20 protein-coding genes and 1 pseudogene are annotated in these 23887 nt (G+C 61.6%); 12 read left to right on the forward strand and 9 right to left on the reverse strand.

Translation table 11 applies throughout. From position 1 onward, the window contains the following. Positions 1-17: 17 nt before the first annotated feature. The 4 genes from L0U82_RS22325 to L0U82_RS22340 all read right to left on the reverse strand — a co-directional run bounded on the left by L0U82_RS22325 (position 18) and on the right by L0U82_RS22340 (position 4331). Positions 18-821, reverse strand: a complete 804-nt coding sequence (locus L0U82_RS22325) for an ATP-binding cassette domain-containing protein (protein WP_233834560.1) — start codon at positions 819-821, stop codon at positions 18-20. 20 nt (positions 822-841) lie between these two features. After that, complete coding sequence (locus L0U82_RS22330) at positions 842-1831, reverse strand: ABC transporter permease (protein ID WP_233834562.1); 990 nt, start codon at positions 1829-1831, stop codon at positions 842-844. A 136-nt stretch (positions 1832-1967) separates the two neighbouring features. Beyond that, on the reverse strand, positions 1968-2972 hold the full coding sequence (locus L0U82_RS22335; protein WP_233834564.1) for a sugar ABC transporter substrate-binding protein: 1005 nt from the start codon (positions 2970-2972) through the stop codon (positions 1968-1970). Between the two features lie 324 nt (positions 2973-3296). Next, entirely contained in the window at positions 3297-4331 is a 1035-nt protein-coding gene (locus L0U82_RS22340) for a LacI family DNA-binding transcriptional regulator (RefSeq protein WP_233834565.1), read from the reverse strand. Between the two features lie 193 nt (positions 4332-4524). On the opposite strand from L0U82_RS22340, the gene L0U82_RS22345 reads away from it, so the two are divergent. From L0U82_RS22345 to L0U82_RS22370, 6 genes are all read left to right on the forward strand, one after another. Then, positions 4525-5691 carry an ABC transporter ATP-binding protein gene (locus tag L0U82_RS22345; RefSeq protein ID WP_233834567.1) on the forward strand — a complete coding sequence of 389 codons (1167 nt, stop codon included), beginning with the start codon at positions 4525-4527 and terminating at the stop codon, positions 5689-5691. Positions 5692-5710: 19 nt separating this feature from the next. Beyond that, entirely contained in the window at positions 5711-7687 is a 1977-nt protein-coding gene (locus tag L0U82_RS22350) for a beta-galactosidase (protein WP_233834569.1), read from the forward strand. 86 nt (positions 7688-7773) lie between these two features. Further along, the gene (locus tag L0U82_RS22355; protein WP_233834571.1) at positions 7774-9027 is read left to right on the forward strand and encodes an ABC transporter substrate-binding protein; all 1254 of its coding nucleotides are present in this window, start codon (positions 7774-7776) and stop codon (positions 9025-9027) included. 73 nt (positions 9028-9100) lie between these two features. Continuing rightward, positions 9101-10072, forward strand: a complete 972-nt coding sequence (locus tag L0U82_RS22360; protein WP_233834573.1) for a carbohydrate ABC transporter permease — start codon at positions 9101-9103, stop codon at positions 10070-10072. Positions 10073-10082: 10 nt separating this feature from the next. Beyond that, positions 10083-10934 carry a carbohydrate ABC transporter permease gene (locus tag L0U82_RS22365; protein WP_233834575.1) on the forward strand — a complete coding sequence of 284 codons (852 nt, stop codon included), beginning with the start codon at positions 10083-10085 and terminating at the stop codon, positions 10932-10934. Between the two features lie 161 nt (positions 10935-11095). Further along, positions 11096-12013 (forward strand): PhzF family phenazine biosynthesis protein, encoded by a 918-nt coding sequence (locus tag L0U82_RS22370; RefSeq protein WP_233834577.1) that lies wholly within the window; start codon positions 11096-11098, stop codon positions 12011-12013. A 27-nt stretch (positions 12014-12040) separates the two neighbouring features. Here L0U82_RS22370 and L0U82_RS22375 read toward each other — a convergent pair whose 3' ends face one another. Together L0U82_RS22375 and L0U82_RS22380 are read right to left on the reverse strand one after the other, a co-directional pair. Continuing rightward, positions 12041-12721 carry an arylsulfatase gene (locus tag L0U82_RS22375; RefSeq protein ID WP_233834578.1) on the reverse strand — a complete coding sequence of 227 codons (681 nt, stop codon included), beginning with the start codon at positions 12719-12721 and terminating at the stop codon, positions 12041-12043. A 196-nt stretch (positions 12722-12917) separates the two neighbouring features. Then, positions 12918-15107, reverse strand: a complete 2190-nt coding sequence (locus tag L0U82_RS22380) for a hypothetical protein (protein WP_267929668.1) — start codon at positions 15105-15107, stop codon at positions 12918-12920. Positions 15108-15888: 781 nt separating this feature from the next. On the opposite strand from L0U82_RS22380, the gene L0U82_RS22390 reads away from it, so the two are divergent. From L0U82_RS22390 to L0U82_RS22415, 6 genes and pseudogenes are all read left to right on the forward strand, one after another. Continuing rightward, positions 15889-16218 carry a DUF2322 family protein gene (locus L0U82_RS22390; protein WP_233834584.1) on the forward strand — a complete coding sequence of 110 codons (330 nt, stop codon included), beginning with the start codon at positions 15889-15891 and terminating at the stop codon, positions 16216-16218. 228 nt (positions 16219-16446) lie between these two features. Further along, positions 16447-16737, forward strand: a complete 291-nt coding sequence (locus L0U82_RS22395; RefSeq protein ID WP_233834586.1) for a hypothetical protein — start codon at positions 16447-16449, stop codon at positions 16735-16737. Positions 16738-16795: 58 nt separating this feature from the next. Next, positions 16796-16939, forward strand: a complete 144-nt coding sequence (locus L0U82_RS22400; RefSeq protein WP_233834588.1) for a hypothetical protein — start codon at positions 16796-16798, stop codon at positions 16937-16939. An 84-nt stretch (positions 16940-17023) separates the two neighbouring features. Next, complete coding sequence (locus L0U82_RS22405) at positions 17024-17251, forward strand: hypothetical protein (RefSeq protein ID WP_233834590.1); 228 nt, start codon at positions 17024-17026, stop codon at positions 17249-17251. A 381-nt stretch (positions 17252-17632) separates the two neighbouring features. Continuing rightward, complete coding sequence (locus tag L0U82_RS22410; RefSeq protein WP_233834592.1) at positions 17633-18574, forward strand: M23 family metallopeptidase; 942 nt, start codon at positions 17633-17635, stop codon at positions 18572-18574. A gap of 1037 nt (positions 18575-19611) precedes the next feature. Then, positions 19612-20049 (forward strand): annotated as a pseudogene (locus L0U82_RS22415) (sterol desaturase family protein); the annotation flags it as partial. Positions 20050-20288: 239 nt separating this feature from the next. Here the strand turns inward: L0U82_RS22415 and L0U82_RS22420 are convergent. The 3 genes from L0U82_RS22420 to L0U82_RS22430 all read right to left on the reverse strand — a co-directional run bounded on the left by L0U82_RS22420 (position 20289) and on the right by L0U82_RS22430 (position 23886). Next, positions 20289-21455 carry an MFS transporter gene (locus L0U82_RS22420; RefSeq protein ID WP_233834594.1) on the reverse strand — a complete coding sequence of 389 codons (1167 nt, stop codon included), beginning with the start codon at positions 21453-21455 and terminating at the stop codon, positions 20289-20291. Further along, positions 21452-22246 carry a DeoR/GlpR family DNA-binding transcription regulator gene (locus tag L0U82_RS22425; protein ID WP_233834596.1) on the reverse strand — a complete coding sequence of 265 codons (795 nt, stop codon included), beginning with the start codon at positions 22244-22246 and terminating at the stop codon, positions 21452-21454. The genes L0U82_RS22420 and L0U82_RS22425 overlap by 4 nt, the downstream gene beginning before the upstream one ends. 89 nt (positions 22247-22335) lie before the next feature. Then, entirely contained in the window at positions 22336-23886 is a 1551-nt protein-coding gene (locus L0U82_RS22430; RefSeq protein WP_233834598.1) for a PepSY-associated TM helix domain-containing protein, read from the reverse strand. Position 23887: the final 1 nt, after the last annotated feature.

Raw genomic sequence — 23887 nt, forward strand, 5'->3', positions numbered from 1 at the left:
CTGGGCTTAGCTGTGCGTCACGCGATTGCCTTGACGTCGGCTTCCTTCGCGCCGGTCATGATCGCGACCGCCTCCGACATATGCACGTCCTTCGTATTGACCAGCGCCGCGCGCCGGCCAAGCCGCTGGATATGGATGCGGTCCGCGACTTCGAACACATGCGGCATGTTGTGGCTGATTAGAATAACCGGCAGGCCGCGCTCACGCACGCGCCGGATCAACTCCAGCACCATGTTGCCTTCCTTCACACCGAGCGCGGCGGTCGGTTCGTCGAGAATCACGACGTGCCGTGCAAACGCCGCGCTGCGTGCTACCGCGACACCCTGGCGCTGGCCGCCAGATAACGTTTCGACCGCCTGACGCATCGAGCGGATGCCGATCTGCAGGTCCTTCATATGCGCGGTCGCTTCTTCGAGCATGCGGCGCTTGTCGATCATTTTGAACAGCGAGCCGCGCCAGCCCGGCTTGACCAGTTCGCGCGCGAGGAACAGGTTTTCGGCGATGCTCATCGCGGGCGCGACCGCGAGTTCCTGATACACGGTTTCGATGCCTTGCGCGCGCGCATCGAGCGGACTGCGGAATTTGACCGGCTTGCCGTCGAGCAGAATCTCGCCTTCGTCGGGCACCGTCGCGCCGGACAATGCCTTGATCAGCGATGATTTGCCCGCGCCGTTGTCGCCGATCACCGCGAGAATTTCACCGGGCAGCACTTCGAAATCGCAACCGTCGAGCGCGGTCACGTTGCCATAACGTTTGACGAGTCCGCGCGCCTGCAGAACCGGCATCGCGGCAGCGGCGGGAGTGGAGAGAGACGTCGACATGACAGGGCTCCTATGCGTGCTCAACGGCCGCGGTGCGAGAGTTTATCGGCGGCGACCGCGAGAATCACCAGCATGCCGGTGATCAGTACCTGGTACACCGACGACACGCCGATCAACGTCAGGCCATTGCGAAACACGCCGACGATCAGCGCGCCAAGCAGCGTACCGACGATCGAACCTCGCCCGCCGAACAGACTCGTGCCGCCGAGCACGACCGCGGTGATGCTGTCGAGGTTTTCGGTTTGCCCCGCTTGCGGATCGCCGACGCCGGTACGCGATACCGACAGCAACGCGGCAATCCCGTAGATCGCGCCGGCGAGCGTGTACACGGTCAGCAGGATTCGTTGCGACGACAGGCCCATCAGCCGCGCAGCTTCCGCGTTATTGCCGAGCGCATACAGATGCCGGCCCGGCACCGTGTCGCGCAGCACGAACCATGTGGCCAGATACATCAGCAGCGTGAGCACGGTGCCGTACGTAACTTCGGCCGCTCCGAGCCTGAACGTGTTGCCGAAGAACATGATCGCGTCGGGCAGGTTCGACACGCTTTCCGCGTTCGAATAGATCTGCGTGAGCGCGAATGCAATGTTCAACGTACCCAGCGTGACGATGAACGCGGGCAGCTTGATGCGCGTGATCAACAGGCCGTTCAACAGGCCGAACAGCATGCTTGCGCCGATGCCGCACAGAATCGCGAGAATCGGCGGTACGCCGAGCACCACCGCGAACTTGGTCATGATGATCGAGCCGAATGCCATCACCATGCCGCACGAAAGATCGATGCCGCCTGTCAGCACGATCAGCGTCTGGCCGATCGCGATGACCGCGACGACCATCGTCTGTTGCAGGATCAACGACAGGTTCTGGAACGATAGAAAACGATTGCTCTGCGAGATGAAAAACGCGCAGGCCAGTACCAGTGCAATCAGCGGTCCGGCTTCGGACAGCGAAGGCAGGTGTTCGGTGAAAGACGGGCGCCGGCGGCCGGCGGGCGCGGAAGGGGTCGACATGATGGCAGTCCTCGATACATGAGCGTGACCGGGAGGGCGGTGTAGCACTCAAATGAAGCTCAGATGAAGTGCACACCGGGGTCACGCGGCAAATCCAGTGGCGGCCCGGTATGACGGGCCGCGTTTCCCATACCCGTTACTTGTTGCCCCAGCAATTGTCGAGGCCGAACGTCGTGTCCTTGCTGTCGATGCCGGACATCGGCTTGTCGGTAATCAGCGTGACGCCGGTGTCCTTGTAGCCGGACACCTTCTTGCCGGTCTTCGCATAGTCGACGCCCGCGCTTACACCGAGCGCGGCCATCTTCAGCGGATACTGCTGCGAGGTCGCGGCGATCGCGCCGGCTTTCACGTTGCGCACGCCTTCGCAACCACCGTCGATCGATACGATCATCACGCTCTTGTCCTTGCCCGCCGCTTTCAGTGCACGATAGGCACCCGCCGCGGCCGGTTCGTTGATCGTGTACACGACGTTGATGTCCGGTGCTTTCTGCAGGCAGTTTTCCATCGCCGTCTGGCCCTTCGCCTGATCGCCGCGCGTGTCCTGACTGCAGACGATCGACGGATCGCCTTCCTTCACGCCGAAGCCCTGCAGGAAGCCGTTATGACGCAGCACGCCGACCGATACGCCGGGCGCGAGATCGAGCGTCGCGATCTTCGCGGGCTTGCCGTTTAGCGCGGCCTTTGCGTATTCGCCGATCAGCACGCCGGCCTTGAAATTGTCGGTCGCGAACAGCGCGTCGGTGGCGTCCTGCGGCTGGGTCGGCGTATCGAGCGCGACGACCATCACGCCGGCCGCGCGCGCTTTCTTGATGCTCGGCACGATCGCCTTGGTATCGCTCGGCGTGATCAGAATCGCTTTTGCGCCGGCCGTCATCATGTTTTCGATTGCGGTGACCTGGCTCGCGTTGTCGCCATCGAACTTGCCGGCTGCGCTCATCAGTTTCGCGCCGTCTTTCGACGCCTCGGCTTCGGCGCCCTGGCGCATCTTCACGAAGAACGGATTTGTGTCCGTCTTCGTGATCAGGCCGATGACCGGTTGATCGGCCGCCTGAGTCGCGCTCGCGCACCACACCGTGGATGCCGCGACGCACAGTGACACGAGTTTCCTGGCCACAGGATGCCTGCGGGAATTCAGCTTCATGGGACGCTCCTCCGAGAATGGGCAACGACGTGACGAACTGCATGGGGTGATCGCATGTGCGGACAGGTCTTTGATGACCTGGCGCGATACGGCGACTGGAGCCGCCTAAATCACTTTGGTTGATTTAGTACAGCAGGCGCATCGGCGATCGTCAAGCAGACGTGATGTGCGGGAATTTGCCGTGTGGGAATTCGCGCCGGAACGGTCAGACATGCTGAGCAAGGATCACACGCTTTGATGCGGCGCAAGGTGACAGAGCCGGACTTCGGGAAAGTCCTGGCTCGATTGAAATTAGTTTGAAAGACTAACGATGCGTTATCGGGGCTATCGGCGTGAACGTGGCGGCGCGGTCGAAGCCCGCACGATCAGTTTGGGCTCCGACGAAATCCGCATCGGCACGTTTTGCGCGCCACGTCCCGCCTGCCCATACGACGACTCGATCAACTCGCGCAGCAACGTCACCGCGAGTCCTGCGACTTCGACGGTCGGTACGGCCACCGTGGTCAGCGCGGGACGCGATTCGCGCGCGAGCTGGATATCGGTGATGCCGATCACGGACAGATCGTCCGGTACGCGCAGGCCGAGATCCGCTGCCGCTTGCATCGCGCCGAGCGCGGGCAGGTCGTTGGTCGCGAAGATCGCGGTGATCTGCGGATCGGCTTCGAGCAGCGCGCGCGCTGCCAGGTAGCCGCCGTGAATCGTATCGACCGCATGCCGCACGCGGTTTTTCCTGACCCCGGCCGCGCGCAGCGCATCGACGAAACCCTCGTAGCGCGCCGCGTGAATGCCCGACGCCTTGCTGCCGACAATCGCACCGATGCGCTCATGCCCCAGTTCGAGCAGATGCTTGCCGGCTAACTCGCCAGCCAGACGGAAATCGACCGCGACGCATGGCAGGCCCGGTGGCTCGTTGGGCCGTTCCCACATGCATAGCACGACGGGCGTGCCACGCTTTTCGGTCGCATGCAGATCGACGAAATCGAGGTTCGCGTTCGTCACCAGCACGCCCTCCGACAGCGTGCCGGCGATCTGGTCGAGATACGCGCGGCCGGTCAGCGGCTCCTCGTTGGTATTGCAGATGATCACGAAATGGCCGCTCGTGCGCGCCGCGCGTTCGACCGCGAGCGCGAACTCCGGATAGAACGGATTGGCGATGCTCGACACCATCAGCGCGAGTGTCGGCGCGCGGCCCTCGGCGAGTGCGCGTGCGGCCAGATGCGGACGATAGCCGAGCGCTTCGACCGCATCGAGTACGCGCTGCCGCGTGATCTCGCCGACCCGGCCGCGATTGCGCAACACGTTCGATACCGTGGCCGGTGTGACGCCGGCATGCTGCGCGACTTCGCTGAGTGTGGTCATGATGGATTCATTATTTGGGATGACTGCCCGGCATTTGCTTCGCGACGCAAGGCGCGGCAACATCTGTCGACGAACAGCCGTACAAAACGATATCGGAGACAGCCCAACGATCGCATGCGATCGATTTTTTCGGGCCTGCTGATTAAGCGCTTAATCTCCGACTTCGGGCCGATTAAATCACGGAGTCGATTCAATGGCGAGCATTTCGTTACGAGGTGTGCAGAAAGCGTACGGCGACGGTGCGCCGGTGATTCGCAACGTCGATCTGGATATCGGCGAAAACGAGTTCTGCGTGTTCCTGGGGCCGTCCGGTTGCGGCAAGTCCACGCTGCTGCGCATGATCGCGGGCCTCGAAGACGTGACGGACGGCGACCTGTCGATCGACGGGCGCATCGTCAACGACGTGCCCGCCGCGCAGCGCGGTGTCGCGATGGTGTTCCAGAGCTACGCGCTGTTTCCGCACATGACCGTGTTCGAGAACATGGCATTCGGCCTGAAGCTCGCCAAAACCCCGAAGGACGAAATCGACCGCAAGGTGCGTGAAGCCGCGCGCATTCTGCAGCTCGAAGCGCTGCTCGACCGGCGGCCGAAGGCATTGTCGGGCGGACAGCGGCAGCGCGTCGCAATCGGTCGCGCCATCGTGCGCGAGCCCGGCGTGTTTCTGTTCGACGAACCGCTGTCCAATCTCGATGCAACCTTGCGCGGACAGACGCGCGTCGAAATCGCGCGTCTGCATAAGCAGTTCGCGAAAGCGAGCGTGGTCTACGTGACGCACGATCAGATCGAAGCGATGACGCTTGCCGACAAGATCGTATTGCTGCATTCGGGCAAGGACACCGAGCGCTACGGCAGCATCGCGCAGATCGGTGCGCCGCTCGAGTTGTATCACCGGCCGAAGAGTCGCTTCGTGGCCGGCTTCATCGGCTCGCCGCGAATGAATTTTCTGCCGGGCAAGGTGGCGTCGGTCGATGCGCAAGGTGTCGTCGTGACGCTCGATCACACCGGCGAAAACCTGCACGTGCCGGTGAGCGGAGAAGGGTTGCAAATCGCGCAGTCCGTCGCGCTCGGCATACGTCCCGAGCATCTGGAATTCATCGATGCAACCGCGCCGGCATCCGCGACGACCGCGGCCGATGGCGTGCTCACGCGCGGCGTATCGCTCGTCGAACAGCTCGGCGAACACAGCTACGTTCACCTCGATCAACCCGGCGGCGCGGTGCTGATTGCCAAGGCACCGGGCGCGACGCGTCTCGCGCCTGGCGAGAGCGCGAGTCTGCGCGTGCCTCGCGCCGCTTGTCATCTGTTTACCGAAGACGGCTTCGCGGCCACGCCGCTCGAAACCGTCGAACACTACGCTTGAAGAACATTGGGGACATGGGATGCGTCTAGGAGTCTGTTATTACCCGGAGCACTGGCCGGAGTCGATGTGGGAAGACGACGCGCGGCGAATGAAGGCACTCGGTATCGAGCAGGTGCGGATCGCCGAATTCGCGTGGAGCCGTATGGAACCGACGCCCGGCGAATACGACTGGGGCTGGCTCGACCGCGCGATCGATGTGCTCGGCGCGGCCGGCTTGCAAGTCGTCATGTGCACGCCGACCGCGACGCCGCCGAAGTGGCTGATCGATCGTCATCCTGACATCCTGCCGGTCGGTGCCGATGGCCGGGCGCGCGCATTTGGCTCCAGACGTCATTACGATTTTTCGTCGCCGTCATACTTCGAGGCCTCGCGCCGGATCTGCACCGCAGTGGCCGAGCGTTACGGCACGCATCCGGCGGTCGCGTACTGGCAGACCGATAACGAATTCGGTTGTCATCACACGGTAGTCAGCTATTCGCCGGCCGCGGTCACGCGCTTTCGCGAGTGGCTGAAGGCACGTTATCGCACGATCGATGCGCTAAACGATGCGTGGGGTACGGTGTTCTGGAGCATGGAGTACCGCAGCTTCGACGAAATCGACGCACCTGTCGCGACCGTGACCGAAGCCCATCCATCGCATCGGCTCGACTATCGCCGCTTTGCATCCGATGAAGTCGCGCGCTACAACCGCATGCAGGTCGAGATCATTCGCGCGCATTCGCCGGGCAGGCCGGTCGCGCACAACTTCATGCAGCTTTTCACCGAGTTCGATCACTACAAGGTCGCGGCCGATCTCGACATTGCGACATGGGACAGCTATCCGCTCGGCGCGCTCGAGGAACAATGGTTCGCGCCGGACGTGAAGGCACGCTGGCTGCGCAGCGGTCATCCGGATTTCGCATCGTTCAATCACGATGTTTATCGCGGCATGTCGAAGCTGCCGTTCTGGGTGATGGAGCAGCAGCCAGGGCCGGTGAACTGGGCGCAATGGAATCCCGCGCCGTTGCCGGGCATGGTGCGGCTATGGAGCTGGGAGGCGTTCGCGCATGGCGCGGGCTGCGTGTCGTATTTCCGCTGGCGGCAGGCGCCGTTTGCGCAGGAACAGATGCATGCGGGTCTGAATACGCCCGATAACCGGCTCGATGTCGGCGGTAGCGAAGCGTCGCAGGTGGCCGCCGATATCCGCACGGTGCTGGCCGCCAATGCCGATGCAAATGCAACGGTCCGCTCGAAAGTCGCGCTCGTCTACGACTACGAGGCGAAGTGGCTGTTCGAGATTCATCCGCAGGGCGCGGACTTTCACTATCCGCGCTTCGCGTTCGAGTACTACTCGGCGTTGCGCGCGCTCGGGCTCGATGTCGATATCGTGCCGGTCGATGCACAGCTCGACGGCTATGGTCTGATCGTCGTGCCGCCGCTGCCGATCGTTCCCGATGATCTCGGCGAACGTCTCGCGCGCTCGGGCGCGCAGCTGGTGCTCGGACCGCGCACCGGCTCGAAGACGCGCGACCTGCGCATTCCGGCCAATCTGCCGCCGGGTGCATTGACGTCCGTGCTGCCGCTGCGCGTGTGGCGGGTCGAATCGATGCGGCCGAACGTAACGGAAGAAGTGCGTCTCGAAGAAAAGGATGCGGCGGATGGCATCGCGCGTCACTGGCGCGATTTCATCGACGAGGATGCGTCGTCTTCGGTGGACGTGCGCGCGCGTTTTGCCGACGGTCATCCCGCTTATGTACGAAGCGGCGCATTCCACTATTTCGCGAGTCTGTTCGACGATGCATTGACCGTGCGTCTGTTCGCGCGAATCGCGGAAGAGGCCGGTATCGCAACCGAGCAACTCGGCGATAGCGTGCGTATCAGCCGGCGTGGGGCGCTTACCTATGTGTTCAACTATGGCGCTGAAGCTCACCAGCTCGATCACGCTTCCGACGACGCATTCGTGATCGGCTCACGCACGGTTGCGCCGCAGGGCGTGGCGATCTATCGGTCGCGATAGCAGAGGTCTGGCCACGGCAATTCCATGTAGTACGCCACTTAGAAGCGACAACGACGTAAAACCATCGAATAAAGGAGACAGTCGGAATGAAACTGAAACCACGCAAGATTCTGCTGGCGCTCGCACTGGCTGCGTTTGCTGCGGGAACGTCCTTCGTCAGCACCGCGCAGGCGGGTACGCTCGCGCTCAACATCGCGTACAAGGGGGCGAGCCAGCGCGCGGTCTGGCAGCAGGTGGTCGACGAATTCAAGAAAGCGCATCCCGGCATCGACGTGAAGGTGTCGTTCATCGACGAGGAAGCCTACAAGGTTCAATTGCCGGGCTGGCTGTCGACGGTCGCGCCCGATGTCGTCAACTGGCACGACGGCGAGCGCATGGCCTATTACGCGCAGCGTGGTCTGTTCGAGGATCTGAGCGGCGACTGGCAGAAGAACGGTTGGAACGACATGTATGCGTCGACGAAAGAGGCGTCGTCGTATAAGGGCAAACAGTACGCGGCACCGACCGTGTATTACTCGTGGGGAATGTTCTATCGCAAGGATCTGTTCGAGAAAGCCGGTATCAAGGGCGAGCCGAAAACATGGGATGAATTTCTCGATGCAGCGAAGAAGCTGAAAGCCGCCGGCATCACGCCGATTGCGGTGGCGGGCCGCGATGCATGGACGCTCGCTGGCTGGTTCGACTATCTCGATCTGCGTCTGAACGGCAATGCGTTCCATCAGAAGCTGATGGCCGGCGAGATTCCGTACACCGATCCGCGCGTGAAGAAGGTGTATACGACGTGGAAGCAGTTGATCGACGACGGCTATTTCATCAACAACTCGCTGTCCTACGATCTCGACGCGGTGCAGCCGTTCCTGTTCCAGGGCAAGGCCGGCATGATGCTGATGGGCACGTTCATCGCCGCAGGCTTTCCGGACAACGTGAAGTCGCAAATGGGCTACTTCCAGTTCCCGATCATCGACTCGAAGGTGCCGACCGCCGAGGATGGGCCGGTCGAATCGCTGCATATTCCGTCGAAGGCGAAGAACAAGGCCGATGCGCACACGTTCCTCGCTTTCGTCGAAACGCCGGAGATCGGCGCGCAACTGGCGAAGGGGCTCGGTTCGTTGTCGGCGAACAGCAAATCGCCGGAACCTGAAGATCCGATTTCGAAGATCGGTTTCCAGATCCTGTCGAATACCAAGGGCGGTATCGCGCAGTTCTACGATCGCGATATGACCAAGGAGATGGCCGACGAAGGGATGAAGGGGATGCAGCAGTTCGTGTCCGATCCTTCGAAGCTGGATGACATCCTCGCGCAGCTCGAGCAGACGCGTCAGCGCATCTACAAGAAGTAAACGGCGGCGGCCGCTGGAGCCAGGCCGCCACTCGTTGCTGTTCCTTGCCACGGATTGGATCGGGAGATTGATCGTGTCGCATTCCGTCAGCCGCCATAGTGTCGGCGGTCCTGTTGAGCCTGGCGGGCCGGGCGTGCCCGCGCCCGGCGGCGCGCTGCGTTCGCCCGCCGCATCGCGCCGGCGCGGTCCCACGCCGACCGCGCGGCGGCAGCGTCGCGCCGCGTTCCTGTTTCTGGCGCCCGCTTGCATCATGGTGGCGGTGTACGTGGTGTGGCCGATCCTCTCGACGATCCGTCTGAGCTTTTTCAACTGGGACGGCATGACCGAGCCGACGTTTATCGGTCTCGCAAATTACATCGAGCTATTTCATACGCCGACGTTCTACACGGCGTTGAAGAACAACCTGATCTGGCTCGTGCTGTTCCTGCTCGCTCCGCCGATGGGCCTTGCCGTCGCGCTCTATCTGAATCAGGCGGTGGCGGGCATTCGCATCGTCAAATCGCTGTTCTTCGCGCCGTTCGTGTTGTCGGGCGTCGTGGTTGGCCTGATCTTCTCGTGGTTCTACGATCCGACTTTCGGTCTGCTCGCGATGATGCTCGGCCACGGCGTGCCGGTACTCGGCGATCCGCGTTACGCGACGCTCGGCATCGTATTCGCGGCGTTGTGGCCGCAAACCGCGTATTGCATGATTCTTTATCTGACCGGCCTGACTACGTTGAACGCCGAGCAGATCGAGGCCGCGCGCATGGAAGGCGCGCACGGCTGGTCGATGCTATGGCATGTGATCTTGCCGCAACTGCGGCCCACCACGTTCATGGCGATCGTCGTCACGATCATCGGCGCGTTACGCAGCTTCGATCTGATCTCGGTGATGACGGGCGGTGGTCCGTTCGAAAGCTCGACCGTACTCGCGTATTTCATGTACGACCAGGCGATCAAGTACTACCGCATCGGCTATTCGGCGGCGATTGCGGTGGTGCTGTTCGGCATCATGCTCGTGTATATCGTCTATCACTTGCGGCGGATGCTGCGTACTGAGCAATAAGGAGCCACTGATGTTTCCGATTCAAATCGACAAGTGGAAGCCCGTTAGCCGCCGCGCGTACAAACTGACGTTGCCGGTTGCACTCGTGATCTGGTTGCTGCCGATGATCGCGGTGCTCGTTACATCGGTGCGCTCGACCGAAGAATTGAGCGAGGGCAACTATTGGGGCTGGCCGAAACACTTCGCGATGTTCGACAACTATCGCGAGGCGCTGACCACGTCGCCGATGCTGCATTACTTCTGGAATAGCGTGCTGATCACGGTGCCTTCGGTGGTGGGCTCGATCGCACTCGCCGCAATGGCTGGATTCGCGCTAGCAATCTATCGTTTTCGCGGTAATTCGACGTTGTTCGCTACCTTCGTCGCGGGCAATTTCGTGCCGATTCAGGTACTGATGATTCCGGTGCGCGATCTGTCGTTGCAGCTTGGTCTGTTCAATACGGTCGGCGCGCTGATTCTGTTTCATGTGTCGTTTCAGACCGGCTTTTGCGCGCTGTTTCTGCGCAACTTTATCAAGCAGTTGCCGTTCGAACTGGTCGAGGCGGCACGCATTGAGGGAGCGAACGAGTGGACCGTGTTTTTCAAAATCGTGCTGCCGCTGATTCGTCCCGCGCTCGCCGCATTGGCGATTCTGGTGTTTACCTTTGTGTGGAACGACTATTTCTGGGCACTGTGTCTGACACAAGGCGATGATGCCGCGCCGATTACCGTCGGGGTTGCCGCGCTGAAAGGGCAATGGACGACCGCGTGGAATCTCGTTTCGGCGGGTTCGATTCTGGCTGCGCTGCCGTCGGTGATGATGTTCTTTGCGATGCAGAAGCATTTCGTCGCGGGTCTGACATTCGGGGCGACGAAAGGGTGAGTGTGTTTGTCTTTACGCGTTGCGATGCGTGGAGAAGGGTTGCCCGCGAAAGCGGGCTTTTTTTTGGCCTGGTTTTTGTGGGGGGAAGTGTATCTGTGATGATTGCGGTACGTGTCGATAATGGAGTTCTTATTATCGATTGATCGATCAGCGAGGAAGCCATGAAGCGCCGCTATGTTACCGCCGATGTATTCACGGACACGAAGTTCAACGGCAATCCTGTTGCCATCGTGCTCGATGCACAAGGTCTGTCGGCGCGTCAGATGCAGGCTATCGCAAGCGAATTCGTATACAGCGAAACGACGTTCGTATTACCGCCGAGCGACGCTGACCATACGGCTCGCGTGAGAATTTTTACCCCAACTCGCGAGATTCCGTTCGCGGGACATCCGAATATCGGTACCGCATTTGTACTCGCCGCGAAGGCTGCTGCGTGCGGCGAACCGTTGCCCGATCTGCTCGTATTCGAGGAACTGGCGGGACTCGTGCCGGTGAGTCAATTGAAGGAAAAAGGCGTCGTGGTAGGCGCAGAACTCGTTGCGCCGGAATCGTTGACGCGGCGCTCACAAGTTTCGGCCGAGCGGGTTGCGGCCTGTCTATCGCTCACTGCGGATGATGTCCGTGTCGATGCGCATGCGCCTCAGGTAGTGTCCGTCGGTCTCCCGTTTCTGGTCGTCGAACTTGCTTCACGCGATGCATTGCGGCGCTGCGTACCGAATCTTGTGGCGTTCCGCGAAACACTGCCGCTCGACGGTGCCGTGTCGATTTATGCCTATACGCGGGACGTCGATCATCGGAAAACCGGAGTGCAGTGCGATATCGATGCGCGCATGTTTACGCCACGCATGACGGAAGATCCTGCCACCGGCAGCGCGACCGGAGCCGCCGTCGCACTGATTGCAGAGATTCGCGGTCAATCGGAGCTTTCGCTGCGGGTCGCTCAGGGTGTAGATATGGGGCGTCCGAGCGTGCTGCTAGCGAGTGTCGGTGCGCGTGATGGTGTCGCGCAGGTCCGCGTGGGCGGACACTGCGTCAGTGTGATGGACGGTACGTTCGAGCTTGAGGGCGAAGAGCATTGATAACTGATCGCGCAGTTGCACGCGCAATCAGTCCTCGCCGGTTGCTGCCTCGCCAGCACGCCGCATTGCCACCCGCAACGCCGCACGCGCGCTATCGAGCGGCCGCTTGCCGTGGCCCGCTTCATCGCTGACGAGACCCGCGGCAGGCGCCATCCACGGATGCGCAAATGCGACGACGGTCGCACCGGCCGCGTAGGCATCCTGTGCCGCCGATGCAATAGCGGCAAGGCACGCATTCATGTCGCCGCTTTTGAACAGCGTCCAGACCTGCGGAACATGAATGACGTCCACCGATGCGCCGCTATCGCTCGCGTACTGCGTAAAGAGTTTCCGATTCGCTTCGATCGCGACTTCCGCGGCACACAGTACGGCGATCTTTTCACCGGCCTGCGCCGATTCCGCGGCCCAGGCGGCCAATGCGACATCGGCTCTGACGACAGGCGCGGGCCCGTTACCAATCTCCGCGACTACGGGTCCCAGCGTCGCACAAGTGACGATAACCGCATCGGCCTCGTCCGCGAGTTCGACGAGCATCTCGCGCGTTTGCGCCTTGATATCGGCGGGGACCACCCCCGCGCGTTCGACGGCCTCGCGCAGGTCCGCTCGTACGACATGCCGAAGATCCTCGGGACGCAGACCCATTTCGGCCGCTGCGTGTTCGAATACCTGCCTGTTGCCGTCGATCGTGTGCAAAAGCGAAATGCGCATGGCTTCCTGCTCCAGTGAAGTGGCCTGGCTCGGATGTGTTGTCAGGCTTGCGGTGTCGATGCTGCATTGTTCCGACGCCGCGCCTTCTTAACAAGGCAACTTCCGCTACTGGTATGACGGCTACCCGTCATCGACCCGCAAATGAAAACCGGTCTCCCCACGAACGGGAAGACCGGTGCATTGCCACTCGCCGTTGTCAGGCCGGGTCAGCGTACTTCAGCGTCCACGTCAGCGTACGATTCGCGCTGCCCGTCAACGCGAACGGCTGCGTCGTACACGCGAATCTGGAGTGCAACTGTCCGATTGGTGTGGTCGACAATGGGTTCGTCGCGCCGCTCACCGTGTCGAATTGCGACAGCGCGCAGCTATCGAAGCCCGTGGTCGCGTAGTTCGTCGTCGGGCTGTTCGTATAGTTGACCGAGAAACCATCGCTATTCGCCGTCGTGTTCTGCAAGTCCGCGAACGACGTGTAGTCGGTTTCGACCGCGAGGTTGCCGGTCAGCGTGCCCGAACTCAGCGTATCGGTACGCGTCATCGTGCCGTGGCTGAATGTCATTACCGTATGCACCTGCAGATCAAGATCCGTCGTGTACGCGGCGTTCTTCGTGGCTTGCCTGAACTTCGTCGTGTCGAAGGTGACGACGACCTGACCATTGTTCTCTGTCACGTTCAGATTCTTGTAGTAGGTGACGGGAATATAAGTCTTGCCGTTATACGCGACTTGCGGGATCAGCAGTGCGTACGCGAGGTCGGTCGTGCCGTACACCAGATTGTCCGAGGACGGCGTCGGATAGTACGGCGTGAACGAGTTGTAGTCCGGTGCCTGACTCAGGTTCAGATTGATCACGCGCTTGCCGTCGCGCACCGTGACGAGCGCAGCGCTATACGGATGCGCGGTATCGGACGGCTGGTTGTACCAGGTCAGCGTGTAATGCGGCTTCGTATCGAGGTAAGCCTGCATGTCGGCATCGGACAATGGTGCCTTGCCGTTGAAACCAAGCTTGTCCCACCACGCGTTGACGTACATGTACTGGTGCAGCAGGCTGAAGTTTTCGCCCATCACGCGCGGCTTGCCGCGATAGGTGTCGGTACCGCGGCCCTTGACCCACATGTTCACGGACGGCGTCGGCAGCGTCGGGTCGTACCAGAAGTTGCTAAAGCGCAGCGCCGACTTGTAGATGTACGTATAGGCGACCTTCATTTCCTGATCGGTCAACACGCCCGCGTTCGCTGCCGCGGTCAGTACTTCCATGAAGGCCGAGTCGCCATACGGGCCGATCGAGCGGCCATAGTTGAAGCCCTCGCCATCGGTATTGAGCTGCGGAAGAATCAGGTTGACCGAGTTGCGCAGATACGATTTCAGTTCCGGCGTCAGGTTCGCCTGATTGCCCATCTCCAGCGTGCGCTCGGTGACTTCGCCGATCAGCAGCGTGCTGTAACGGTCGTAGCGCGCCTGGTCGTAATAGGTCGTGTGGGTGTTCGATGCTTCGTCGGAGAAGCCGCCCGAGGAATCGTTGCGAATGTGCTTGGTCAGCGTGTACAGCAGCGCGTCGCGCGCATTCATCGTGGCAACGTTTGCGTCCGTGGTCGACGAAAACGTCGGGTTGCTCCAGCCGAGCTTCTGCCGCAGCCCCGCAATGCCGTACGACACCGCGTAGTAGTTCTGCGCGGTATTGAGCGACGCGACGTCGATCGGCGTACCGGCCGCCGGGCAGGTGTCGGTCTTGCCGCTCGCGTCGGCGCCGAACATGTCGCAGAAGGTCAGACGCGCCTTCAGCGTATTCAGCATTGCATCGCTGAACACTTCGTTCAGCATGCCGTGCGCCTGGAAGTTGTTGAGCGCGACCAGATAGTAGTACTCGCCCCAGGACGTATTCGCATACGTGTAGCTGGTGCCGTTCATCTGCGTCATCATCGCGGTCGTGATTTTCTGATATGTCGCCAGGTAGTCCGCGTAGGCGGGGTCACCTTTCGTTTTCATATCGATCAGGATCCACGACAGGCCGAGCGCGAGTTTGCCGGGCAGAAATTTGTCGCCGGTGTTCGTATCGAGCACATGGACAGGGCTGCCGTCGCCGAGATCCATCACGACCTGGGTGAAGTCGGGCGATTTCCTGATCAGATCGAACAGCGCGCGCATTTGCCCCATCATCGTGATCGGAATGCCGGCTTCGGGTGGCACGCTGGTGTCGGCCGCGCCGTACACGACCCCGTGCAGTGAAATGGCGCCGTTTTTCGACGGATCGGGCGTGGAAGGCGAAGTCGTGGGCGGGGCGGACGGCGACGACGACGGGGAATTGTCGTTTCCGCCGCCGCAGGCGCTGAACAGAAGAGCCGTGGCGGCGCTCAGGGCGAACGCAAGTGTTGTTTTCTTCGGTGAAAGCATCTCGTCTCCAGATTCTGATTTATTGACTGCGGGATTATGCTTTTTGAGATCAGTGATTTATCGGTTTATCTCCTTTGGATTAATTGAAACGAGTGAGGCTTTAAGCTCATTTAGTTCTTTGGATTTTCACGTAAACATCAGTCGTCTGATGACATAAAACAAACTAAGCGCGCCGATGCTTGCCCTCGCTGCCGTGGACGTGGTCGTTCTTGCTGAGCGCATATCCAATACTGGAAAGCTTTACCTGGCTAGATGCTCATTGCAATGCAACATCGAGATTACGTTAGCCCATGATTGTCGTTACAGAATTATTGCGATAAGTCATAGGAGATCATATCTCATTGGGGATTGCAAGAGCTTCAAAATATGGAAGTTGGCGCGGTGCAAGCAATGAGTCCAGTTACTCCCCATTCTCAATATTCTTTTTGATCGCGATTTTTGGTGCGTCCTCGGCGATGATTATCTCGAGCGATTTTCACCAGAGAATTGTTTAGCCCGACGAACCGTTGTCGTCGTCCTGGCTGTTGACGCACCCTTTCGTCAACACATCGATCAGCTTCGAAAACGATTACACGTACCGCATTTTCTCTCGTCGGGGGAGGGTTTAAGTTAAACGTTTTCCTTGCGCTAATCGACCACAACGAAGCCAAAAAATTTGCCGAGGATTCCCTGGCATCTGCGGCCTGCGAAGCATTGTCCCGGGCGTCGATTCGCGAGGGTTCGACCCATCGGATAAGATACGGCCCGCCATGCATTTTTTAGAACGGAAGGAGTGGTTTCGATGATCCAAACGAGCAACGTTTTCAAGGAAAATCTCGCCCAGATGCCTGCGATCGACGGCATCGCGCGCATCGATCTGGTCGACGGCAAGGGTGCCGTCGTCGCCAGCATCGAGAACAAACCGGGCAAGCAGGGTTCACTGGCGGTGTACAACTATCTGCGCGGGATCTTCGGCACACTGGACGCGAAGGCGGCGGAACACGGCCTCGCGGTGTTCGCCGAACATACGGCCGACGCGCGTAACCGCCCGGGCGCGCATCCGAACGTCGACCATCTGCTCGCGATCGCGGCGGGCGGCGACGCGCTGCACATCGAGGTCGTGCCGGCCTAAGCAGCTTTCAAGGCGCCGCAGGTTATCGTTTTCCTGCGGTGCAACAGGATTCTTGATACCTGCCGAACGGCCTCATCGCCCAGAAAGGCGTTTTTCTCGGTAGAAACCCTTGATTTTTCGAAAATGCGGATTGGCTTCCCAATCGGCTTCTATTCGATGAATTGAAAAGCAGGTGGTCGGCGCACACTGACTTCGTGCCAATCGTGCTCGTTGCGCCAGGAGCCTCAGATGTCTTCCCGCCACCCCAAGACCCGCCGGTTCGACGCCTGTCAGCCGGAAATTTCCGCCCCGGAATGGAACGGCCTGTCACTCGATGCCGACGCCGCTGCCATGCGCGAACTGCGGCATGCGTCCGAGGCCGTGTTGCATCTCGCGACCCAGGCCCACGCGGCAGTCGCCTGCAGCGACGTGGTCAGCGCGGAAGCCGCGCGCAAATCGCTCGAGAAGCAGTTGACGCTGGCCAGAGGGCTGATCGACGAATTGCTGTTCGGCGCGCCTGGCGAGTCCGTGTTGCATTGACGGCCGGCGCGGCGCCGACCCTGTATTAACCCGCAGTCCCGACGTTCCGGAAGTTGAAATGAGTACTTTGACGATAGTTCTTTGCATCTGGGCAATGCTCGCGTTGTGCGCGGTCCTCTTTATCCGCGGTGCGAGCCCGCGCGTCGAGCGTGCGGAGAAGCAAACGCGCAATCGCACGTCGCACTATTCGGTCGCGGAGTAACGGCGACAGACCAACGGGGTAACATGAGGTGCATCGGCGCTGACGCCGGATTGCGCTGCCGATGTTTCCACCGGAGGTTCTCGCATGGACACTCATTCGATTCTCGGCATGATGCATGCCGAAGAGGCCTTGCTCGTTTCCATCGTGCGATCGTTGCCCGAGGACATCAAGCGCAAGATCGCCAATGACTTTCACGAGCAGGCGCAACTCGCCGAAACGTCGCATCTGAATCCGACGTCGAATCGCGAAGCAAGCGATGCGTTCAAGGCGCACGTCCGACGCCTGTCGAACATGCTCGCGTCACTCTCCTGACTGAACAACGTATTGCGCCGAACGGGGTGCAACGCTGTATTTCGCCGCTCGCCGCGATGAGCCGGCAGCCGGTGCGATTCCGGTAAGGCCGCGACAACGCAGTTGTTCGCGCGCCGTTTTGCACTTTCGTCTATTGGGGGCAGCTTAAGGCTGGCTTAAGAAAGCGCCCATAGGCTGGCCCATCAATCTTCTGCGGCGTCTCATGCAGTGCCTGGAGACGCCGATTCAACGAACCCACCTGAACGTGCTCGCCTGTCGCGCACGCGACGGTCGACCGCTTGTCATGAGTCAATGCCTCTATCCGTAGCCCGCATTCTTCCCGGGCGTGCCAGAAAAATCATTGTTGTGTGTGCAATGAGCTCGGTGTGCGCGGCGTATCTGATGACCGCTCACCGCGCGATGCACGACGATGACCCGGACGTGTCGCTAGTGAGCAAGGATTCCACGAAAGCCGCCAGCAATCCGCCACCAGCCACGCCAACCAATCCAGCCGCACCGGCTGTACCAGTTCCTCAGCCTCCCGTATTCACCGTTAAAACAGCGTCGATCGATCACAGTTTCGCCGCCGCTGCGAAAAGCATCGGCGTCGATGCGCGTACCACCGCGACTCTGGTGCGCGCGTTCCGCAACGAACTCGATCTCACGCGCGATCTACGTGCCGGCGATCATGTGAGCGCGGTGTTCGACGATACCGTCGGTAGCGAAAGCAAGCCCACCGATAACAGTAGCGCCGCGGGCAAACCGGTCGCGGTTCGCATCGTCCGCGGAACGACCACGCACGATGTGTTTCTCTATCACGATCTTCGCGGTCAACCGTTCTACTACTCGAAAGACGGCATCAACACGAAGCCGGCCTTCGAGCGCTATCCATTGACGTTCACGCGCGTATCGTCGGGCTTTTCGCTGAACCGTTTCGATCCTGTGCTGCATCGCTGGCAAAGTCATGATGGCGTCGATCTCGCTGCGCCCGCCGGCACGCCGGTCCATGCGACCGCGCGAGGCGTGGTGCGTTTTATCGGCCGTCAGACAGGCTACGGAAAGGTGGTCGTCATTCAGAACCCCGCACCCTATTCAACGACGTTCGCGCATCTATCGCGTTTCGCGAAGGGACTGCGTCGCGGCAGTCATGTGACGCGCGATCAGGTGATCGGTTATGTCGGCGAGACCGGTTGGGCGACCGGGCCGCATCTGCATTACGAGGTTCATGTGAATAGCGTGCCGCGCGATCCACTGACCGTCGAGCTGCCGCGGAAAAAGCGTCTGCGCGCGGATGAATTGCAGCACTTCAAGGCACGTGTCGCGCAATTGACGGCATTGCTATAAAGCGAGCCGCCTGCATCGGCGTCTCAGCTTTGCAACAACACGGTCCGCGTGCGGTAAGCGCTACTTCTGTTGATAGCGCACCGGCAATCATGACCGGTGCGTGCGTCGAAGCTTTGCCTGTCAATCTTCATACGGGTTTTCCCGTTCGCGTCGAACGCTGCTTGCGGAGCGGCGCGCAAGCATCGCCGCGCGACCGCGATGTCTCAATTCCGATGCATTGCGTGCAATCCGGCGCGTTCGACGCGGCCCGCGCAAGCGCGCGGCATTGTCTGGCAAGGCTTTGACGCCTGATGGCATAGCCGTTGCATTAACAGGTTCACAAGAACTACACATTGCAGCCGGAATTCAGGCATCCATGTCGTGAATAAAAGCCGACGGCGGCAAATGTCTTCGCGATTCGCGTTCGGGGAGGTTGACGCGTTTCGCGAGGTGCGGCGGGGCCAACTCGAAACGGACGTCGACAAACAACGACGACGCGAGTGGCGATGCGCAAGCATCGGCCACTCGCGATCGTGACGGCGTGAAGCGATGACCTCGCCACTTTTTCCGCTCCGGCAGATGGGCCAGCGCTCGCCATGATGGCGCACGCGGTCTGTCGGTTCAAAGCGGGGATCAAATCAGATTAAAAGCAGGGCCGCCGCGAGATCAAGGCGCGCTTGCGCGCCGCTCGGCGGGCTGCGAAGATCACACTAACGCTGCTGGAGTCTCGAGCGCACCATGCGCATGCGCAAGCGCACGCACGGCAGCGGCCAACGCACAGTCGAATCCTCTACGCCGGGGAAGCCATGTTCGCGTCAAGCCCGTTTCCTGAACTGCTGCACCACGCGAGGCTGTGGTTGCAAGCCTACGCACTGGTGCTGCTGCTGATGGGAGTCGGCGCGTTGCTGGAGCGTCGCTGGCCGGCCACGTTGCTGCAATCGCGCGCGGGGCAGCGTTTGAACATGGCCTATGCAGGCGTGTATCTGTTGCTCACGGAGGCCGTGAAGCCGCTCACCGCGGCAGCGAGCGTCGCGATCGTGAACGCATTCGGCGGCGGCATGGTGGTACTCGTGTCGCGAGGGTGGGGCGCGCTTGCGTCGTTCGTCATCGTGCTGGTGACGATCGATCTGCTCGAATACGCGTTTCATCGCTTGCAGCACACATGGCCCGTGCTGTGGAAACTCCATTCGCTGCACCATAGCGCGGTGGATTTCAACGTAACGATTACGTTGCGACATCACTGGCTCGAAGTGCTGATCAAAGGGTGCCTGCTTTATCCGATCGTCGGCGTGCTGTTCAAAGTCGAGCCGTGGATCGTCGGTGCGACGTCGATCGTTTTCATGATCGGCAATTACATCGCGCATCTGAATCTGCGCGTGGACTTCGGCCGCTACGTGACCTGGGTGATCAACCCGCAATATCACCGGCTGCATCATTCGATCCGCGCCGAGCATCTGAATCACAACTTCGCGCAGTTGCTGCCGATGTGGGATCACGTGTTCGGCACGCGCTGGATACCCGCGAAACACGAATGGCCGGCTACCGGTCTCGACGACGGCACGCAGCCGCACTCAGTGCTCGGCGCATTCAGCTGGCCGCTGGGGCAACACGCGGGGCGCGATGCGATGCCGGTTCGCAAGCCGGTTGCGGTGCTGAGCAAGCAAGCGAAATTGGCTCACCACGCCGCGAGCCTTGGCGAATCGAATCGAACCGTACGCATCGAGTCCGACAGCGATCACGCGAGCCGCGCATTGCGTACCGCCTTGCCACCCAGCAGCGACACGATCAACGTGGCCATTACGAGTACGCACAACGCGCTGCGCAAGCCCAGCAGCCCCGCTCCGAAGCCGATCAGCGGCGGCCCCACGAGAAAGCCCGCATAGCCGGCGGTGGCCGCCATCGAAACGCCGATCGCGGGTGTCGCTGTCGAACGGCCGGCCGCGCTGAAAATTACCGGAACGATATTCGCGAGACCGACGCCGACCATCGCGAAGCCGACGCATGCGGTCCATACCGTCGGCCGGCTCAGCACGAGTGCGAGGCCGGCCAGCGCGATCAGACCGCCGAGCGCGACGACCCTGCTCGAACCGAAGCGGCGCACCGACGCATCGCCGGCAATGCGGCACGCCGCCATCGAAAACGCGAACGCGGAATAGCCGATCGCGGCAACGCTCGCTTCCTGATTCAGCGTCGAGCGCAAATAGACGGCGCTCCAGTCGGCAATCGCGCCTTCCACCAGCATGCACAGAAACGCGAGCATTGCCAGCTTCATCACGCTGCTGTCAGGCCACGTGAATCCGCTCGACGCGGCCGCGCGCGGGCCGATATCGCGCAACGCCAGCGTTGCGGCGACAACAATCAGTAGCGCGATCAACAGGTCGGGTACGAGCAGTCCGCCGATCACGCCGACGCCGCCTTTTTGCAGCATCGCGCCGGTTGCGGCGCCGAGCAGCCCGCCCGCGCTCCAAGCCGCATGAAACGACGACATGATCGGCGCGTGCCAGCGGGTTTCGATCGCGCTTGCGTGGCCGTTCATCGATACATCGAGCGCGCCGTTCGACGCACCGAGCGCGAACAGCACGATGCACAGCGTGAGCATGCCGGGCGCGAGCGCCGGCAACGGCAATGCGATCGCGAAGGCCACACCGAGCAGCGCGGTCGCGCGGCCGCTGCCGACGCGCGGCGCGAGTTGTCCCGCGAGCGGCATCGCGACGATCGCACCGAGCGCGAAGCAGAACAGCGCCATGCCAAGCGATGCATCGCCGAGCGACAGGCTCTCCTTGATACGCGGCACCTCGACTGCCCATGCGCCGATGCCGAAACCGTTGGCGAGAAAAACGCCGATCGTCGCGATGCGTTCGTTGACCAGCGTCGGCTGCTGCGTGCGAGCGGTGGCACTCATCGGCGTACCACCATTACGTTGTCGCAGGCGCTCTTCAGACTGGCGAGCCGCTTGGCGGGTACGTCCGCTTCGACGAACAGATAGTCGACCGCCGATGCGGGCGCCACCGCGAATGGCGCAGCCGTCATCAGCTTCTCCGACGTCAACGCGATCGCGATCTGGCCGCTTGCCTTGACCATCGCGCGCTTGAGTTCGGCATCTTCCGCGTCGAACGCGGCCACGCCTTCTTGCGGATCGAGCGCGCACGCGCCGAGAAAACAGAGATCGGCACGGATCTGCTGGATTTGCAGCAACGCGGTCGCGCCGAGCGAGCCCGCCGCGCCTTGCGCGATGCGGCCGCCGACGAGCATCACGTCGAAGCCGGGCCGGTTCAGCAGCCGCACGCAGGCCTCCGGCGAATTCGTGACGACGGTCAGCTCCGCGTTGTCGGGCAGCGCCGCCGCGATCGCGACGTTCGTCGAGCCGGCATCGAGCAGCACGATCTGCTTCGGCCGAACGATCGATACGGCTGCCGCGGCAAGCCGCGCTTTACGATCGACGGCTTCGTGCATGCGGACCGCCGCGGGCTTATCCGCCGGCGACATCAGCAGTGCGCCGCCGTACACGCGCTTGCAGTGACCCTGATCGGCAAGCTCGCGCAGATGACGGCGCACCGTGTGCTCCGAGGTCTGCAATTCGGCGGCGAGCTCGGCCGCCAGCACGCGGCCATGCGTGTGCAGCCGCTCCAGAATCAGCGCCTCACGCTGTTCAGGCAGCAGCCCATCGATCGCTTCCTGTCGCGTTCGTTGCATCGCCGTTCCTCGCTTGCCGATCTAAAACGATCATAAACGAGCAAAATGTATCGTAAACGATCAAGCGCTGCAAGCGGCGCGGACAGGCGCTAAACGGCGCGCTTCAGACCTCGCGCGGCGCGGCCGAAGATCAGCCAGTCGAGCAACGCGACCGCGACGAGCGTCGCGCCCATCAGCGGAAAGATGATGCCGAGCAGAACGAGGCCCGCTTTCCAGCCGAGCATCGGCGGCGCCGCGCGTTCGCGTGACGGCGCGCCGAGCGAGCGCTGCGGGCGCCGTTTCCACCACATCACGCAACCGGTCACCGCGAGCGTGGCAAGGCCGAGCGAAATGACCGTGCACAGGATCTGATTCGCGACACCGAAGTAGCGGCCCATATGCAATGACGTGCCGTACGACACGGCCTTGGCGATCGGGCCGTAGTCGCGGTAGCGAATGTCTTTCAATATCGCGCCACTGTATTGATCGACATACAACGTGCGTTCGTCGCGTGGATTCGACGGGAAATACGACACGGTATAGACGCCGCTTGCCGACGCCGGCAGCACGATGTTGTAGTCGTCCGTGATGCCGAGCGAAGCCGCGAGCGCGACGATATGGCCGAGCGATAACGGCCGCGCGGTGCCGGATGTCGTGGAAGCGGGCACATGTGTGTTGCCGGCGGCCCATGGCGCGAGCGGCAACGGCAGGTCGTCCATCACCATGCCGGGCATCGAGTCCATGTCGGCGTTGCTGGCGTGATGGTCATGCGTCGTGTCCGGGGCGTGCGCATCTGCGGTGGCGGCGTGCTCCGCGTGTGCGCCAGGCAACGTGGAGTGCAACGCGAGCCCGCCCCACGCGCCGCGCGGCGCGCCGAGATGCGTCGCGGTGGCGAATGCCTTGAACTGCTTGCCCCACGAGCCCGTCCACGGCAGGCCGGTCAGCACGAATGCGAGCGCGCCGAGCGCGAGCCAGATACCGAGCGCCGCGTGGATGCTTTTCCACAGCGGGCGGCCTCGCAACGCAAAGCGCGGCAGCAGCACGGCGCGTGTGCCGCCCGTTGCGCGAGGCCACCACAGTGCGAGGCCGGTGCCGATCATCACGAGCGTCCAGCATGCGACCAGTTCCATCAGCAATTCGCCGGGCTTGCCGAGCAGCAGCTTGCGATGAATCATGCGATCGACCTGCATCAAGCGATCGTCGACGCTGAGCGTGCCCAATAGCTCGCCGTTGTACGGATTCAGATAGACGCTCTGTTGCGTGCCGTCCGCGACACGAAACACAAATTCGGCGCTGCGTTGCGGATCTCGTGTGATGACCGCGGTCAACGCAGCGGAGCCCGCCGGCATCGCCGCGCGGGCTTTGGCCAGCAGCGCGTTGTCGGGCAACCGCGGGATTGCCTGCGGTTCGACGATCAGGCGATGCGGATACAGCAGCGGCTCGATTTGCGGCTGGAAACAGTACAGCGTGCCGGTAATCGCAAGGACGAGCAGAAAGGGCATCACGAAGAGCCCTGCGTAAAAGTGCCAGCGCCACAGCGTTCTGTAGCCGGGGTGCGCGGTGCCGGTGTTCGAGCGAGTGCTTGAACCGGTGCCGGCCTTCACGTCGGCAGTCGGATTGCCTTCCGTGCGAATGCGTTCTTCAGCGTGAGTCGTGGACATG

Origin of the sequence: Paraburkholderia sp. ZP32-5 (genome assembly GCF_021390495.1) — a bacterium.
Classification (GTDB): domain Bacteria; phylum Pseudomonadota; class Gammaproteobacteria; order Burkholderiales; family Burkholderiaceae; genus Paraburkholderia.